We start from the raw sequence: 14,374 nt of genomic DNA on the forward strand, positions 1-14,374 counted from the left end.
TTTCCTGCCGCATGTGCCATCAAAACGTTCGGGACCACACGTTCCGGGGTCACCGTCGAGAGGGGTGACGCCGACTCGTCAGACGTTGGCGGCGGCGCCCACGGTCCGCGGGGGGTCGGTGTCGGCAATGTGCTCGGCCTCGACGACGTCCGCCACAACCGCGGTGATGTTGTCGGGGCCGCCGTTGTCGCGGGCCAACTCGATCAGGCGGTCGACGGCGCGCTGCGGCTCGGCCTCGGCGGACAGCACCTCATAGATCCGCTGCGCGTCGACCGGACCGCTGAGGCCGTCGGAGCACAGCAGATAGCGGTCACCGAGACGGGCCTCGCGCAGGCGCAAATCGGGCTCGCGGTCTTCGCGTCCGTCCAGCACGCGATACAGAACGTGGGACAACCGGGATGTCTCGGCCGGGTCGGCGGTCTGGCCCGCCTGCTCGGCCTCCGCCTTGAGCAGCTCGTCCATCGTGTGGTCCTGCGTCATCTGGAACAACTCGCCGTCGCGCAGCAGGTAGCCGCGGGAGTCGCCGATATGCGCCAGCGCGACGGCCGCTCCGGACCACAGCATCGCGGTCAGAGTCGTGCCCATCCGGCTCAGGTCGGGGCGCTCCTCCCGGACGATGCGCAACTTCTCGTTGGCCTCGGCCACCGCGCGGGCCATGATCTCGACGAGATCGTCACCATGGGCGCCGGTGTCCAGCGAGCGCAGGGAACCGATGACGGTCGAGCTCGCGACCTCGCCGCCGGCATAGCCCCCCATGCCGTCCGCGACCGCGATCAACCGCGCACCGGCGTAGCCCGAGTCCTCGTTGTTCTCTCGGTTGCACCCGATGTCACTGCCTGCTGCGTACCTGATTGCTACGTTCATACCAATTTCGATGACGATCCTGTCAGAGGAGTTGTGTCAGTCACGGGCGGCGTCCCCGGCGGTTCCGGCACCGTGCCCGCCGATGTCTCCGACACCGGGTTCTCCGGCGTCTCCGACACCATGCCGGACGGCGTACAGCGCCGCCTGCGTCCGATCCTGCACTCCCAGTTTCATGAGCAGATTACTGACGTGCGTCTTGACCGTCTTCTCCGAGACGACGAGCGCGCGGGCGATCTCCCGGTTGGACCTGCCCCGCGCGATGTGCACGAGCACCTCCCGTTCCCGTTCGGTCAGCGCGGCCAGGCCGCGGTTCTCCTCGGACACCCGCTCCGCCCGCAGCATCGCCTCCGCCGCGTCGGGCGCGAACAGGACATGCCCGTCGTGCACCGCTCTGATCGCCTGGACGAGCGCCTGCGGATCAACGTCCTTGTACAGGTACCCGGCGGCGCCCGCCTGTACTGCCGGCAGCACGTGTCCGCGTTCCGTGACACTGGTCAGGATCAGGACCCGCGCGGCCACCCCACGAGCCCGCAGCTCCGTCAGCGCGGTCAGGCCGTCGACGCCCGGCATCTTGAGGTCCATCAGCACGATATCGGGCTTGAGCGATTCGGCCAGTGTCACGGCCGACGTGCCGTCGGCCGCCTCGCCGACGACCTCGATGTCGTCCTGGATGCCGAGGAAGGTGCGCAGCCCCTGCCGGACGACGGGATGGTCGTCGGCGATCAGCACCTTGATCGCCTCGCGGCCCGTGCCGTTCGCGGTCACAGCGGCACCTCCAGCCGGACGGTCGTGCCCCGGCCGCGCGCCGCGTCGATCGTGAGCGTCGCGCCGATCGAGACCGCCCGCTCGCGCATGGACGCCAGCCCCAGACCGCCCGCGTCGCCGTTGCCCTGCCCGCGCTCGTTGCCCTGGCCCGGCTCGGACGCGTCGAACCCGGAGCCGTCGTCGGCCACCTCCAGGACGACCTGCTCGCCGTCGGCCGCGAGGCGGACGTCCACGGTTCGCGCGTCGGCGTGTCGCAGCGCGTTGTACAGGGCCTCCTGCGCGATGCGATAGGCGACGGCCTCGTGCTCCTCCGACAGGACGTCCGCGCCCTCGGCGGCGAAGCGGACGGCGGTCTCGTGCGCCCGGTCGAGCACCTCGACGTGTTTGCGCAGCGAGGCGACCAGCCCGTCCGCGAGGTCGGCCGGACGCAACTCGAAGATGACCGCACGCAGCTCCGCGAGGGCCTCCGCGGCGAGCCGCTCGACCTGCTCCAGCTCCTTGACGGTCCGGGCCGGGTCGCGCTCGGCCAGCGCCGCGGCGGTGCGCGCGGTCAGCCGCAACGAGAACAGCTTCTGCGCGACCGCGTCGTGCAGCTCCCGGGCGAGCCGGTTGCGCTCGGCGACGACCGTCAGCTCCCGGTTGTGCTCGTACAGGCGGGCGTTCGCCATGGCGATGGCGGCATGCGCGGCGAAGAGCGTCAGCAGTTCCTCGTCGCTGTCGGTGAACCCGCCGGGCGTGCGCTTGTTCGCGAGGAAGACGATGCCGAGCACGTCCTCGCCGTCCCGGATGGGCACGCCCAGAAAGTCCTTCAGGACGGGATGCGCGACCGGCCAGCCCTCGAATTCCGGTTCACGGCGAATGTCGGTGAGCCGCTTCGGCGTGTCGCCGTGCAGCATCGCGGCGAGCATCCCGTGCTGGCGGGGCAGCGGACCGATCCGATCCCACTCCTCGTCCGAGACGCCCTCGACCACGAACTCGGCGAACGAACCCTCGTCATCGGGCACGCCGAGCGCCGCGTACCGGGCGTCCAGCAGCTGCGCGGCGGCCCGGACGATCACCTGGAGCACCTCGTGCACCGACAGATGCTTGGTCACCGCGAGCACGGCGGAGCTGACGGCGTGCAGGGTCGCGCCCCCGTCGCCGCAGCCGCCTTCCTCGATGACCATCCCGGCCTCTCGTGTCCATGACGGGCGCCGCCCAGCACCCGCATGTGAAGACCGTACTCTCTGGCCAGGTCGTCCCGAATCAGCCCGAGGGCCTACGTTCCGGCCGCGTCGCTCCTCCGCGGGGCCCGGAAAAGGTCCTACGACCATTTGACGACCCTCCCGGGGCTCCTCGGCCGATGCCGTGAACTGCGCGGATTCCTAGCGTTGAGGGCATGAGGACCGCATTGATCACCGGAGCCTCCCGTGGCCTCGGCCGGGCGCTGGCCCGCGAACTGGCCAGGGACGGTTGGAAGATCGTCATCGACGCTCGCGACGCGGCGGCCCTGGACGCCGCCGCCGCGCGGATCGGCGGGTCCGTGACCGCCATCGCCGGGGACGTCGCGGACGCCGGACACCGCGCCGCGCTGGCCCGCGCGGCTGCGGACGCGGGCGGGCTCGACCTGCTCGTCAACAACGCCGGCACGCTCGGCACCACGCCGTTGCCCCGGCTGGCCGATCAACCCGTCCAGGACCTGGCGGAGACCTTCGCCGTGAACGTGCTCGCCCCGCTCGCGCTGATCCAGGCCGTCCTGCCGAGCCTGCGGGAGCGGGGCGGCGCCATCCTGAACATCACCTCGGACGCCGCCGTGGAGGACTACGAGACCTGGGGCGGTTACGGGACCAGCAAGGCGGCCCTGGAGCAGCTCTCGCACGTCCTGGCCGCCGAGGAGCCCGGCCTGGCGGTGTGGTGGGCCGACCCGGGCGAGATGCGCACCGAGATGCTCCGCGCCGCAGGTGAGGACGCCGACGCCGCCCCGCCGCCCGAAGAGGCCGCCGCCGCGCTGCACCGCCTGATCGCCGACCGCCGCCCGAGCGGCCGCTACCGGGCCGCCGACCTCGCCGACGCGCGATGACCACCACCCTGGAGCCGGACGGCCGCTCGACGGACGCGCCACCGAAAGGTCTCCTGGGCGCCGGATATCGGGGCGTCACCCTCGGGATCGTCCTGCTCGTCACACTGCTGGCGTTCGAGAACATGGCGGTCGGGACGGTCATGCCCGCCATCGCCCGCGGTCTGGACGGCCTGTCGCTCTACGCGTGGGGTTTCAGCGCCACCCTGATCACCAGCCTGCTGTCCACCGTCGTGGCGGGCGGGTGGGTCGACCGGTCGGGACCGGCGCGCCCCTTCCTCATCGGGGTCGTCACCTTCGTCGCCGGGCTCGCCATCGCCGGGGCCGCGCCGTCCATGGGGCTGTTCGTCCTCGGACGGGCCGTCCAGGGCCTCGGCACCGGTGTCCCGATGGTCGCGCTGTACGTGCTGGTCGCCCGCGCCTACCCCGAGGACCTGCGTTCGCGGGTCTTCGCCGCCCTGTCGGCGGCCTGGGTCCTGCCCTCCCTGATCGGCCCCGCCGCCGGCGGCGTCCTGGCGGAGCACGTCGGCTGGCGGTGGGTGTTCCTCGGCCTGATCCCGCTCGTGATCCCGCCGACGCTGCTGCTGCTCCCCGTCCTGCGCCGGCTCAGCACGCCCGCCGGCACCGCCGCGCCCGCCCGGTCCCGGCACCTGGCGGCCGTCGCCGTCGCGGCGGGCGCCGGAATCCTGCTGTTCGGGTTGGACGGCGCGGGCTGGGCGGCCCTGCCCCTCGTCATCGCGGGACTCGCCGGACTGGGCTTCGGGCTCCCTCGCCTCCTCCCGCCGGGAACGCTCAGGATGCGCCGCGGGCTGCCGAGCGTGGTGCTCGTCCGCGGCCTGCTGTCCGGAGCCTTCTTCGGGACGGACGTGTTCATCCCCCTCGCCCTCACCTCGCTGCACAAGTTCACCCCCACCCAAGCGGGCGTCGTGCTCACCGTGGGATCGCTCGGTTGGTCCGCGGCGTCCCAGATCCAGGGCAGGTCCAAGCGCCCCCGCGAGTTCTTCGCCCTGCTCGGCGCCGTCCTCATCGCCGCCGGCATCGTCACCGCGACGATCGCGCTCCAGCTCTCCGGCTGGGCCGCCGCCCCCGCCTGGATCATCGGCGGAGCCGGCATGGGCTTCGCGATCGGCAGCCTCAGCGTCCTGACCCTCGACATGTCCGCCGAGGACGAGCAGGGCGTCAACTCCTCCGCGCTCCAGATCAGCGACACCCTCGGCTCCTCCCTCGTGGTCGGCCTCGCGGGCGCCCTGGTCACCGGCTTCGGCGAGGCCAGGCTCGGCACGGGCCTCGCCGTCGCGGGAGCCCTGTTCACCGCGATCGCCGTCCTCGGCGTCGTCGCCGCACTCCGGCTGGAGGCCACCCCATGACCGACACCCTCGACTTCGTCCTGCCTCCCGCCCTGGAGGCCCACGAACCGCCCGAAGCCCGCGGCCGGACCCGCGACGGTGTCCGCCTGCTCGTCGGCCGCCGCGACACCGGCGCGATCACCCACCACGGCTTCGGCGACCTGCCCGACCTGCTCGACCCCGGCGACCTCCTCGTCGTCAACACCTCGGCGACGCTGCCCGCCGCCGTCCGGCTCGACCGGATCAGCGTGCACTTCTCCACCCCGCTGCCCGGCGACGACCTGCTCTGGCTCGTCGAGCTGCGCCGCCTCGCCGGGAAGGCCAGCCGCCCCTACTCGGGCGGCGGCCCGGGCGAGTGGATCCCGATGCCCGGCGGCGCCACCCTCACCCTCGTCGGACGGCAGACCGACCGGCTCTGGCAGGCCCGCCTCAGCACCCCCGTCGTCCCGTACCTGCGGCGCCACGGGACGCCCATCCGGTACGGCTACGTCCGCCGCGACTGGCCCACCGCCGCCTACCAGACCGTCTTCGCCCACGACCGCACGACGGGCGGCGCCGAAATGCCGAGCGCCGCCCGCCCCTTCACTCCCGAACTCGTGACCCGGCTCGTCTCCCGTGGCATCCACCTCGCGCCGATCACACTCCACACCGGCGTCGCGTCCCCCGAGGCGCACGAACCCCCGTACGCGGAACGCTACGAGGTCCCCGAACCGACCGCCGCGCTGGTCGAACACGTCCGCGCGCGCGCCGGACGGGTGATCGCCGTAGGGACCACCGCCGTCCGCGCCTTGGAGACGGCCGTGGACGCCACCGGGCACGTCCAGGCGTCCGCAGGCTGGACCGAGCACATCGTGACACCGGAGAAGGGCGTCCAAGCCGTGGACGGCCTCCTCACGGGCCTGCACGAGCCCAAGTCGTCCCACCTGATGATGCTCACCGCCATCGCAGGCCGTCCCTTGCTCGCCGCCACCTACCAGGCGGCCCTAAATGAGGGCTACCTCTGGCACGAGTTCGGAGACGTCAACCTCCTCCTCCCCCGCTAGCCAAGTGAGACCCCACCCCACCGAGAGCGGCCCCCAGCTCCCGAAGACCCACCGAACGTCCTTCGGAAGCCCCTCACCAGCCCCGTATCTCAGATTCTGACCTTGGTAAGTCCATCTGACTCGCGGCTGTCAACCTGCTGCTCTCTCGATCTTAAGCGGCATGTCATGGAGCCGACGTCTTGCATTGTGGACGTCAGGAACGAGGAACGTGCCACGCCCGGTACCGTTGTGAGCAGCATGGACGGCCCAGCACAGCGCACGCTGCTCATCACGCTCACCGGACGCGACCGCCCCGGGGTCACGTCACGGCTCTTCCGCACGCTCGCGGAGTTCCCCCTGACGGTCGCCGACGTCGAGCAGGTCGTGATCCGCGGACGGCTCGTCCTCGGCGTCCTGCTGACCTACGTCGAGGGCGCCGACATCGGACGGGTCTGGAACGCCGCCGAGAAGGTCGCGACGGACCTCGACATGGAGATCGAGTTGTCCACCGGCCGGGAGAAGCGGGCGCCGCGGCGCCGCGGCCGGCTGCACGTCACCGTGCTCGGCGCCCCGCTGATGCCCGCCGCCATGGCCGGGATCGCCAGCCGCATCGCCGCCAACGGCGCCAACATCGACCGGATCGAGCGGCTCGCCTCCACCCCCGTCACCTGCATCGAGATGGACGTCTCCGGCGCCGACCCCGAAGCCCTGCGCGCCGCCCTCGCCGCCGAGGCCGCCGAACAGCAGGTCGACATCGCCGTCCAGCACAGCGGCCTGCACCGGCGCGCCAAGCGGCTGATCGTCATGGACGTCGACTCCACCCTGATCCAGGGCGAGGTCATCGAGCTGCTCGCCGAGCACGCCGGCTGTCTGGACGAGGTCGCCAAGGTCACCGAGGCGGCCATGCGCGGCGACCTCGACTTCGAGGGCTCCCTGCGCGAACGCGTGGCGCTGCTCGCCGGGCTCGACGCGAGCGCCATCGACGACGTCCGTGACAAGCTCGTCCTCGCCGCCGGCGCCCGCACGATGGTCCGCACCCTCAAACGCCTCGACTACGAGTTCGCGATCGTCAGCGGCGGCTTCACCCAGGTCACCGACGCCCTCGTGGACGATCTCGGCATCGACTACTCGATGGCCAACACCCTGGAGATCGAGCACGGCAAGCTCACCGGCCGCGTCACCGGCCCGGTGATCGACCGCGCGGGCAAGGCCGCCGCCCTAGAACGCTTCGCCCGCGAGGCCGGCGTCCCCCTCAGCCAGACCGTCGCCATCGGCGACGGCGCCAACGACCTGGACATGCTCCAGGCCGCCGGCCTGGGAATCGCCTACAACGCCAAACCCGTCGTCCGCAAGGCCGCCGACACCGCCGTCAACGTCCCCTACCTGGACACCATCCTCTTCCTCCTGGGCATCTCCCGCGAAGAGGTCGAAGCCGCCGACGCCGAGGACACTTGATTTCTGGGGGAGCGCCGTCCGGTCCTTTGGGTACCGCTCGTCAATCTCTTCCTGTAGCTCGTCAGCTACCAGCAGCAGCGACGGCAGGCATTTACGGTCGGCACGCAGGGCGTCTTGCCCCCCGCTGGACGGCTTCGTCAAGGTCGCCCGCGCGCGGCTACGGCGGCAAGGATGATGCGCGCCTCGGCCATACGCATAGGGGCAAGGTCCTCGCCGCCCGGACCACGGCCGGTGCGCAGGACCTCGGTGGCATGGGCGGCGGCGCGATCGTTAACACCCACCACCCGGTAGGCGTCCACCGCGTAGAAGTCGAACTTGTCCGGGTCAACCACGAAGGGGTGACGAGGGTTGGACGGGCGCGGCATCCGCGACAGAAGGGTGTGGCCACGCTCAAGAGCCTCATGGACGCCGTTGACCTTGCCCATGCGCGCCAGGGCGCGCGCCTCGTGCGCCACGAGTTGGACGGCCACCCCGGCGGAGCGCGCCGCGTCCTGACCGGCTTCGGCGTAGCTCACGGTCTGGTCGGGTTCCCGAAGGGTGTGAGCGAACCAGGCGGCCATCTCCAGGGCCCACGCGGTGATCTCAGAGTGCCCCGCGCCCAGTTGCAGGGCGCTGAGGCGGGTGCTCTCGGCGGCCACGGCGAGCCCGGAGTCGTACTCCACGCATCCGATCAACAGCGCCAGCCATCCCGCCGTCACCAGAAGCTCGCGGTGCTCGTACAGGCCCACCCGCTTGCCGAGCAGCTCGACGACGTAGACGAACCATCGTTGCGCTTCGGCTCGCAGCTCGTCCGGGCGCCGGTAGGCGTACTGCGTGCACAGCGAGCCGGTGACGGCGGCGAGGGTTTCGAGGGTGGCCGTGTCGACGTCGGAGAGCCGTAACCGACGCGCGAGTTCCACAGTCGTGACCGCGTCAGCGACGTCCCCCGGCACGGGCCGCGCAGGGGAGTGCGCGCTGTCCAGAGCGGGTTCATCCGGTCCGAACAGTTCGGCCTCCCTCGTGCCGGTCACGCGTGCATACAAGGCGCGGTAGCGGGGGTTGGGCAGCCACTTGCCCGCCTCCATTGTTTGATCATGTCGGTCAGGCTGGGCACATGCGGCATGTTGGCGCAGTCGCGCGGATCGGCGGCGGCCCGCAGGCGCCGCGCCAGCTCGGCGCGCGACCAGTACGGTGGCGCCTCCCGCTCCTGGCGCAGACGCGCTGATAGTGACGGAGGACAACTCGTACCGCACCGGGAGATGGGTGTCGCAGGCACCCTTTTCGGCATCGAGCATCCGCACGCCGACGCGTGGCTCGGGGCTCAGGTCGGTGGGGTGGGCTCGCGGAGTGGTTGATCGGCTGCTTGCGTCGACAGGAGCCGTAGGGCGTCTGCCGAGACGGGGTCGTGGGGCGTGTAGATCTCCAGACGGTGGTCGGGGCTGTCGGGCTGGAGCCATACCTGGTAGTCGACGCTGACGCGGCCGACGGTCGGGTGCCGTAGGTGCATGGTGCCCACGGTGCAGTCCGCGACGTCGCCGGCTGGCCACAGGGCGGCGAAGTCGGCGCTGCGCATGGAGAGTTCGCCGATCAGCTCGGCCAGCCGGGCGTCGGTGGGGTACCGGCCCGCGGTGAGCCGCAGGTAGGCGACGTGGATGCGGGCGAGTTCGTCCCAGTTCTGATGCAGGTCGCGGGCCAGGGGGTCGAGGAAGAACATCCGGGGGACGGACGGCCGTCGCGCGAGGTCGTGGGGGGCGTCGAAGTCGACATGTTCGGCGAGGAGAGCGTGTCCTATGCGGTTCCAGGCCAGGATGTCGCCGCGGCGGCCGAGCACGAGGGCGGGGGTGGTCTCGTCCAGGGACGCCAGGAGCGCCAGTACTCGTGGGTGCGGTTTCTCAGGTCGGGGGCGGGCCAGGCGAGGGGCGGTGGGCTGGCGGGCGAGGTTGTGGAGGTGGGCGGTTTCGGTCGGATCGAGCTGGAGCACGCGGGCCAGCGCGTCGAGGACCTGCCGGGAGGCGGTGCCGGCCTGGCCTTGCTCCAGCCGGGTGTAGTAGCCGGCGCTCACGCCGGCCAGCTGGGCGAGCTCCTCGCGGCGCAGGCCCGGTACGCGGCGGGCGGTGCCGTAGGTAGGCAGCCCGACGTCGGCGGGCGTGACCCGGTCGCGGCGGTTCTTGATGTACGCCCCGAGGCTCTCCAGCTCCATGGCTTCGAGCGTAGGCGGCACGGCCGGGGCCTAGGTGTCCCTGCCAGGTGTACCCATGACGCGGGTCTGGTCGCCCGGTGGACGGCGCCGCACTGTCGGGGTCATGAACGCTCCTCACTCGCCCGGCCTGCGGGCCTGGCTCGGCCTGCTGGTGGTTCTCGGCCCGGTGTTGCTGGTGGCGATGGACGGTTCGGTGCTGTTCCTGGCGATGCCCAAGATCACTGAGGCTCTGTCCCCGACCGCCGACCAGGCCCTGTGGATCCTGGACGTCTACGGGTTCGCGGTCGGGTCCCTGCTCATCGCGTTCGGCAATATCGGCGACCGGTACGGCCGGCTGCGGTTGCTGATGATCGGCGCGGCGGTGTTCGGCGCCGGCTCGGCGGGGGCGGCGTTCGCGTCCGGCCCGGGACCGCTGATCGCCTTCCGTGCGCTGATGGGTGTGGCCGGGGCCACGCTGTTGCCGTCGGCGCTGGCGGTGCTCAGCGAGTTGTTCACCGATCCGCGGCGGCGGGCGACGGCGATCGGGATCTTCGCGGCCACCTTCGCGGCCGGGTTCGCGATCGGCCCGGTCGTCGGGGGACAGTTGCTGAGCAGGTTCTGGTGGGGATCGGTCTTCCTGATCAATCTTCCCGTGGTCCTGGGGTTCCTTCTGCTGGCCCCGATCCTGCTCCGCGAGGTGCGCGGCACGCGGCCGGGTCGGGTGGACGCCGTGAGCGTCCTGCTCTCCGCCGGAGGTCTCCTGCTGACCGTCTATGCGATCAAGCACACCGCCGCGGACGGGCCGGCGATCGCCTCCGGTGTCGCGGGGACCATCGGCGCCGCCGCTCTCGGGTGGTTCGTCCGGCGGCAACGCCGGCTTGAGCACCCGCTGATCGATTTCCGCCTGTTCCGCGACCGCGTGTTCACGATCGCGGTCATCACCGGGCTGCTACCCCTCGTCGCGTGGTCGGCGACCGCCTATCTCTCCGGCGTCTACCTCCAGTCCGGCCTTGGGCTGTCTGTCCTGGACGCGGCGTTCCTCGCGCTCCCCGGCGCCGCCGTGCTCACCGTGACCTGCATCGTCACACCGGCGCTGGTCGGACGTCTCGGCAAGCGGGTTGCGCTCGTCACCTGCCATATCTGCGTTGCCCTGGGTCTGTTCCTGTTGTTGCCCACCGGCTCCTCCAGCGGGATCGGCTGGTACGTCGCGTCCACCGTCATCGCCGGCGTCGGGTACGGCATCTCCTTCAGCGTCGTCGCCGACACGGCCGTCGCCGCCGTGCCCGCCGAGCGCGCCGGGTCCGCGGCGGCGATCGCCGAGACCAGCAACGAGATCGGCAACGCCCTCGGCATCGCGCTCCTCGGCTCGCTCGCCGCCCTGCTCTTCCGGCTCCAGGGGCCGGATCTCGCCGGCACCCTGGACGAGACGCTCCAGATCCCCGGCCTCGCGCCCGCGATGGTCGGCGACGCGAAGGGCGCCTTCGTCACCGGTCTGCACGCCGCCGCCGTCACCGCCGGCATCCTCCATGGCGCGCTCGGCGTCCTCACCCTGCGCTGGATACCGAGGACGCTTCCCGGTACGGGCGATACCGGTGTGCTCCGAGGCGCCGATGAGCGAAGTATCGTTCGGTGAGCCGTGGCGGGGTGGCGCACTGCTCGCGGGTCCTCCGGTGCGCCGGCGGGGCCGGTGGGTACGGGTGATCTCGTAGCGGCCACTAGCAACGGAGGCGCGGTGCTCAAGCGTGCGCGGAAGGCGTACGCCCAGATCAACGGACAGACGGCGCCCTTCTACGGGCTGGCCGCCGCCGTCGCCATCGCGGTGCCGCTGCTGGTCGGGGCGCTGGCCGGGCACGCGACGCAGGGGTCGATGATCGCGCTCGGCGCCTACCTGGTGGCGCTGCGGGCGCCGGAGGGGCCGTACGGGGCGAAGGCGCGGCACCTGGCCGTGGGCGTGCTCATGGTCGCGGTCGGGGCGGGGGTCGGCGGGGCCCTCGCCGGCCACACCTGGTCCACCGTGATCGTGGTGCCGCCGCTCATCGCGCTCGGGGTCGCGGTCCCGCGGATCGGGGCGACGGCGGGCCTCGCGGTGCTGCTCAGCGCGATCCGGCCGCCGTCCGACGACGTGATCGGCACGGGTGTGCTGGAGCTGATCGGCGGGCTGCTCACCGCCGGGCTGCTGCTGGCGCCCTGGCCGGCACGGCGGCTGCGACCGTTGCGGACGGCGCTCACCGAGGCCGCCCACAGCGTCGCGCAGGCGTTGGACGCCGTGGCGCAGGACGTCGGGGCGCCGGACCCGAGTCCGCTGGAGGACGTCGAACTCACCAACCCCGACCTGCTGGCCGTCACCCGGAAACCCGACTGGGAGGAGTGCCGGCGCGCCGCGTCCGAGGCCCTTACCGCGGCGCGCGCCACGTTCAGGCTGTACCGGACGGAACGGGGCCGCAGCGATCCGACGCGTCCGGAACGGCTGATCGACGCGCTGTCGCGCATCCTGCACGAGACGGTCACGCTCCAGGCCGTCCTGGAGGCGGCACGCAACTATCCGCCGGACCGGGAATGGCAGTTGGAGACCCAGACGGCCGTGTCCGCGCTAGCGGCGCGGCTGCGGCTGCTGGCGGGCGCGATCGAGACCGCGGGGGAGGCGCCGCTCGGCGGGGAGGAGTCCGCGGCCGTGCGGCGGCTCGGCCGGGCGGTCGAGCAGATCAGGCGCGCCGGCCTCGCCGGCGACGAGGACCTCGTGGCGGTCTCGCTGATCGGACAGGTGCGACGGTCGGTCGACCGTATCGCCGGTGAGGTCGCGTCCGCGCGGCGGATCATCGCGGGCGGGCTGCGCCTTGGATTCGGTCCGCCCCGGATGCCCGACGCGCTGCACCCGATGTCGGACCTGGAACGGCTCCGGAAGGCCGTACGGACACGGTCGCCGCGGTTCCGGCAGGTGGCACGGGTGTTCGTGACGGCCCTGGTGTCGATGGCGCTCGCCGCCGCGCTGAAGTTCCCGCACGGGCACTGGATGACGATCACGGCGATGCTCAGCCTGCGCGCGAGCTACAGCGAGACCGTCGAGAACCTCGTCCAGCGCGTCGGCGGCACCGCGGCCGGGTCCGTCATCGCCGCGCTGCTGCTGACGCTGGCCCCCGACCAGCCCGTCATCGTGCTGACCATCTTCTGCTTCGCGCTGGCGGGGTTCGCGCTGCGGCCGGTGAACTTCGTCTACTGGGCGCTGTTCGGGACGCCGCTGACGATGATGCTGCTGGACTTCTCCACCCCCGCCGACTGGCGCACCGCCGGCGAACGGATCGCGTTGACCTTCGCCGGGACGCTCCTGTCGTTCCTCGCCGTCCGGCTGCTGTGGCCCACCGGGCACCGCGAGCGGCTGCCGGTCAAGCTCGGCCGGCTGCTGTCCCAGCACGCCGACCTCGTCCGGGCCACGGCGGACGTGATCGGCGGCGAGCGCGTCCGGCTGCCGCACGAGAAGGTCGTCTCCGCCGAGCAGGCCGCCGAGGCCGTCGAGGAGGCCGCGCGGCGCCTCGGTCACGAGCGGCTGCCCGACACCGAGCTGATCACCCGCCTGAAGACGGTCGTCCGGACCGCGCACCGCGTCCGTGACCACCTGATCGCCGTGTCGCGGATGTCCCGGGAGAAGGCCGTGGACACCGGGCCCGTCCCCGAGATCCTCGACCGCCTCGCCGACCAGCTGGAGGAGGCCGCCACCGCGTTGGAGGAACCGCCCGGCGAGGACGCGCCGGACGCCTCCTCGCCCGTCCAGGAGCTGGAGGAGGAACTCGCCGCCCTCGACGACTACCTGTCCACGCTCACCCGGCGGCGCCGCGCCGAGATCAAGGCGGGCGTCGACCGGGACGAGTTCACCCCACTCCGGCAGGCCCTCCTCCAGGTCTCCGGCACCCGCTACACGATCCGGTCGCTGCGCCGCGACACGGGACGTCTCATCGACGGCGCCCTGTCCGCCGTCAGCCCTTCGGCGTCCGCGTCGTGACGAGCGTGCCCGCCCCGGGACGGGCGTCCCCCCACCCGTCCGGCAACCCGATCACGGCCAGCGCACATGTCGGAAACGCGTCGGGCGCCTGCCCGGTCAGGTTGTGGACGAGCTCGTGCACGGACGGGTTGTGCCCGACGAGCAGGAGCCTGCCCACGTCATCGGGCGTCTCGTTCACGAGGGCGAGCAGGTCGCCGGGGTCGTTGTCGTAGATCCGCGCCTCGAAGTGCACGTCCCCGCCGACCTCCAGGCGCTCAAGCGTCTCGCGCGTCCGCGCGGCGATGGAGCACAGGACACGGTCTGGGACGAGATCGTTCGCGCGCAACCACTCACCGGCTGCGGCCGCGTCGCGGCGCCCCCGGTCGGTGAGGGTGCGGTCGACGTCGGGTATTCCCAGGCCGGCGACGGCCTTGGCATGGCGGAGCACGATGAGCGTGGGCATGGCTTATTTTATTCAATCCCGGCCCGAGGACTCGGCCGGCGGCTCACACCATGTCGCCACGAGCGACGCGGATCACGGTGCTACGAGCGCCGCCAGGGTCCAGAGCACGAGCATGATGCCGAGCATCCCGCCGAGCACGAGCGCGAAGCCCTTGGGCCCGGACATCGTCGGCTTTCCGCCGCTCGCCACCGCGCACCTCCCGATCTTCTGCGTCCGGCCGCATTCGGGGCCGTCCCGCCTGTCCACGTACAGCGTACGACCACCCCCGCGCG

The 14,374-nt window shown here is 72.0% G+C and carries 13 protein-coding genes; 6 read left to right on the forward strand and 7 right to left on the reverse strand.

Features of this window, described 5'->3' with window-relative positions; all coding sequences use genetic code 11:
• Nucleotides 1-78: 78 nt before the first annotated feature.
• The 3 genes from AMA02S_RS01400 to AMA02S_RS01410 are packed head-to-tail and all read right to left on the reverse strand — an operon-like array spanning nucleotide 79 to nucleotide 2,795.
• Complete coding sequence (locus AMA02S_RS01400; protein WP_084264416.1) at nucleotides 79-864, reverse strand: PP2C family protein-serine/threonine phosphatase; 786 nt, start codon at nucleotides 862-864, stop codon at nucleotides 79-81.
• A gap of 36 nt (nucleotides 865-900) precedes the next feature.
• Nucleotides 901-1,629 (reverse strand): response regulator, encoded by a 729-nt coding sequence (locus AMA02S_RS01405; protein ID WP_084264417.1) that lies wholly within the window; start codon nucleotides 1,627-1,629, stop codon nucleotides 901-903.
• Nucleotides 1,626-2,795: a GAF domain-containing sensor histidine kinase gene (locus AMA02S_RS01410; RefSeq protein WP_067450302.1), complete on the reverse strand. Its 1,170-nt coding sequence runs from the start codon at nucleotides 2,793-2,795 to the stop codon at nucleotides 1,626-1,628. Before AMA02S_RS01410 ends, AMA02S_RS01405 begins: the two co-directional genes overlap by 4 nt.
• A 212-nt stretch (nucleotides 2,796-3,007) precedes the next feature.
• Here AMA02S_RS01410 and AMA02S_RS01415 point away from each other — a divergent pair, with 212 nt between their 5' ends.
• From AMA02S_RS01415 to serB, 4 genes are all read left to right on the forward strand, one after another.
• On the forward strand, nucleotides 3,008-3,688 hold the full coding sequence (locus tag AMA02S_RS01415; RefSeq protein WP_067450305.1) for an SDR family NAD(P)-dependent oxidoreductase: 681 nt from the start codon (nucleotides 3,008-3,010) through the stop codon (nucleotides 3,686-3,688).
• Entirely contained in the window at nucleotides 3,685-5,052 is a 1,368-nt protein-coding gene (locus tag AMA02S_RS01420; protein WP_067450307.1) for an MFS transporter, read from the forward strand. Before AMA02S_RS01415 ends, AMA02S_RS01420 begins: the two co-directional genes overlap by 4 nt.
• The gene (locus AMA02S_RS01425) at nucleotides 5,049-6,074 is read left to right on the forward strand and encodes an S-adenosylmethionine:tRNA ribosyltransferase-isomerase (protein WP_067450310.1); all 1,026 of its coding nucleotides are present in this window, start codon (nucleotides 5,049-5,051) and stop codon (nucleotides 6,072-6,074) included. The genes AMA02S_RS01420 and AMA02S_RS01425 overlap by 4 nt, the downstream gene beginning before the upstream one ends.
• A 237-nt stretch (nucleotides 6,075-6,311) precedes the next feature.
• Nucleotides 6,312-7,508 carry a phosphoserine phosphatase SerB gene (gene serB, locus AMA02S_RS01430; RefSeq protein WP_067450313.1) on the forward strand — a complete coding sequence of 399 codons (1,197 nt, stop codon included), beginning with the start codon at nucleotides 6,312-6,314 and terminating at the stop codon, nucleotides 7,506-7,508.
• Between the two features lie 137 nt (nucleotides 7,509-7,645).
• On the opposite strand, the gene AMA02S_RS43210 is transcribed toward serB, so the two are convergent.
• Nucleotides 7,646-8,572 carry an NsdA family TPR-like regulatory protein gene (locus tag AMA02S_RS43210; protein ID WP_067450316.1) on the reverse strand — a complete coding sequence of 309 codons (927 nt, stop codon included), beginning with the start codon at nucleotides 8,570-8,572 and terminating at the stop codon, nucleotides 7,646-7,648.
• 236 nt (nucleotides 8,573-8,808) lie between these two features.
• Complete coding sequence (locus AMA02S_RS01440) at nucleotides 8,809-9,687, reverse strand: helix-turn-helix transcriptional regulator (protein WP_067450318.1); 879 nt, start codon at nucleotides 9,685-9,687, stop codon at nucleotides 8,809-8,811.
• 103 nt (nucleotides 9,688-9,790) lie between these two features.
• On the opposite strand from AMA02S_RS01440, the gene AMA02S_RS01445 reads away from it, so the two are divergent.
• Complete coding sequence (locus AMA02S_RS01445; protein ID WP_067450321.1) at nucleotides 9,791-11,299, forward strand: MFS transporter; 1,509 nt, start codon at nucleotides 9,791-9,793, stop codon at nucleotides 11,297-11,299.
• Nucleotides 11,300-11,398: 99 nt separating this feature from the next.
• Entirely contained in the window at nucleotides 11,399-13,660 is a 2,262-nt protein-coding gene (locus AMA02S_RS01450) for an FUSC family protein (RefSeq protein WP_067450323.1), read from the forward strand.
• Here AMA02S_RS01450 and AMA02S_RS01455 read toward each other — a convergent pair.
• Both AMA02S_RS01455 and AMA02S_RS41215 read right to left on the reverse strand, forming a co-directional pair.
• The gene (locus AMA02S_RS01455; RefSeq protein ID WP_157430313.1) at nucleotides 13,635-14,102 is read right to left on the reverse strand and encodes a SixA phosphatase family protein; all 468 of its coding nucleotides are present in this window, start codon (nucleotides 14,100-14,102) and stop codon (nucleotides 13,635-13,637) included. The genes AMA02S_RS01450 and AMA02S_RS01455 overlap by 26 nt on opposite strands.
• 72 nt (nucleotides 14,103-14,174) lie before the next feature.
• Nucleotides 14,175-14,348, reverse strand: coding sequence for a hypothetical protein (locus tag AMA02S_RS41215; protein WP_157430314.1), 174 nt, complete (start codon nucleotides 14,346-14,348; stop codon nucleotides 14,175-14,177).
• Nucleotides 14,349-14,374: the final 26 nt, after the last annotated feature.

This window comes from Actinomadura macra NBRC 14102 (genome assembly GCF_001552215.1).
Taxonomy (GTDB): domain Bacteria; phylum Actinomycetota; class Actinomycetes; order Streptosporangiales; family Streptosporangiaceae; genus Spirillospora; species Spirillospora macra.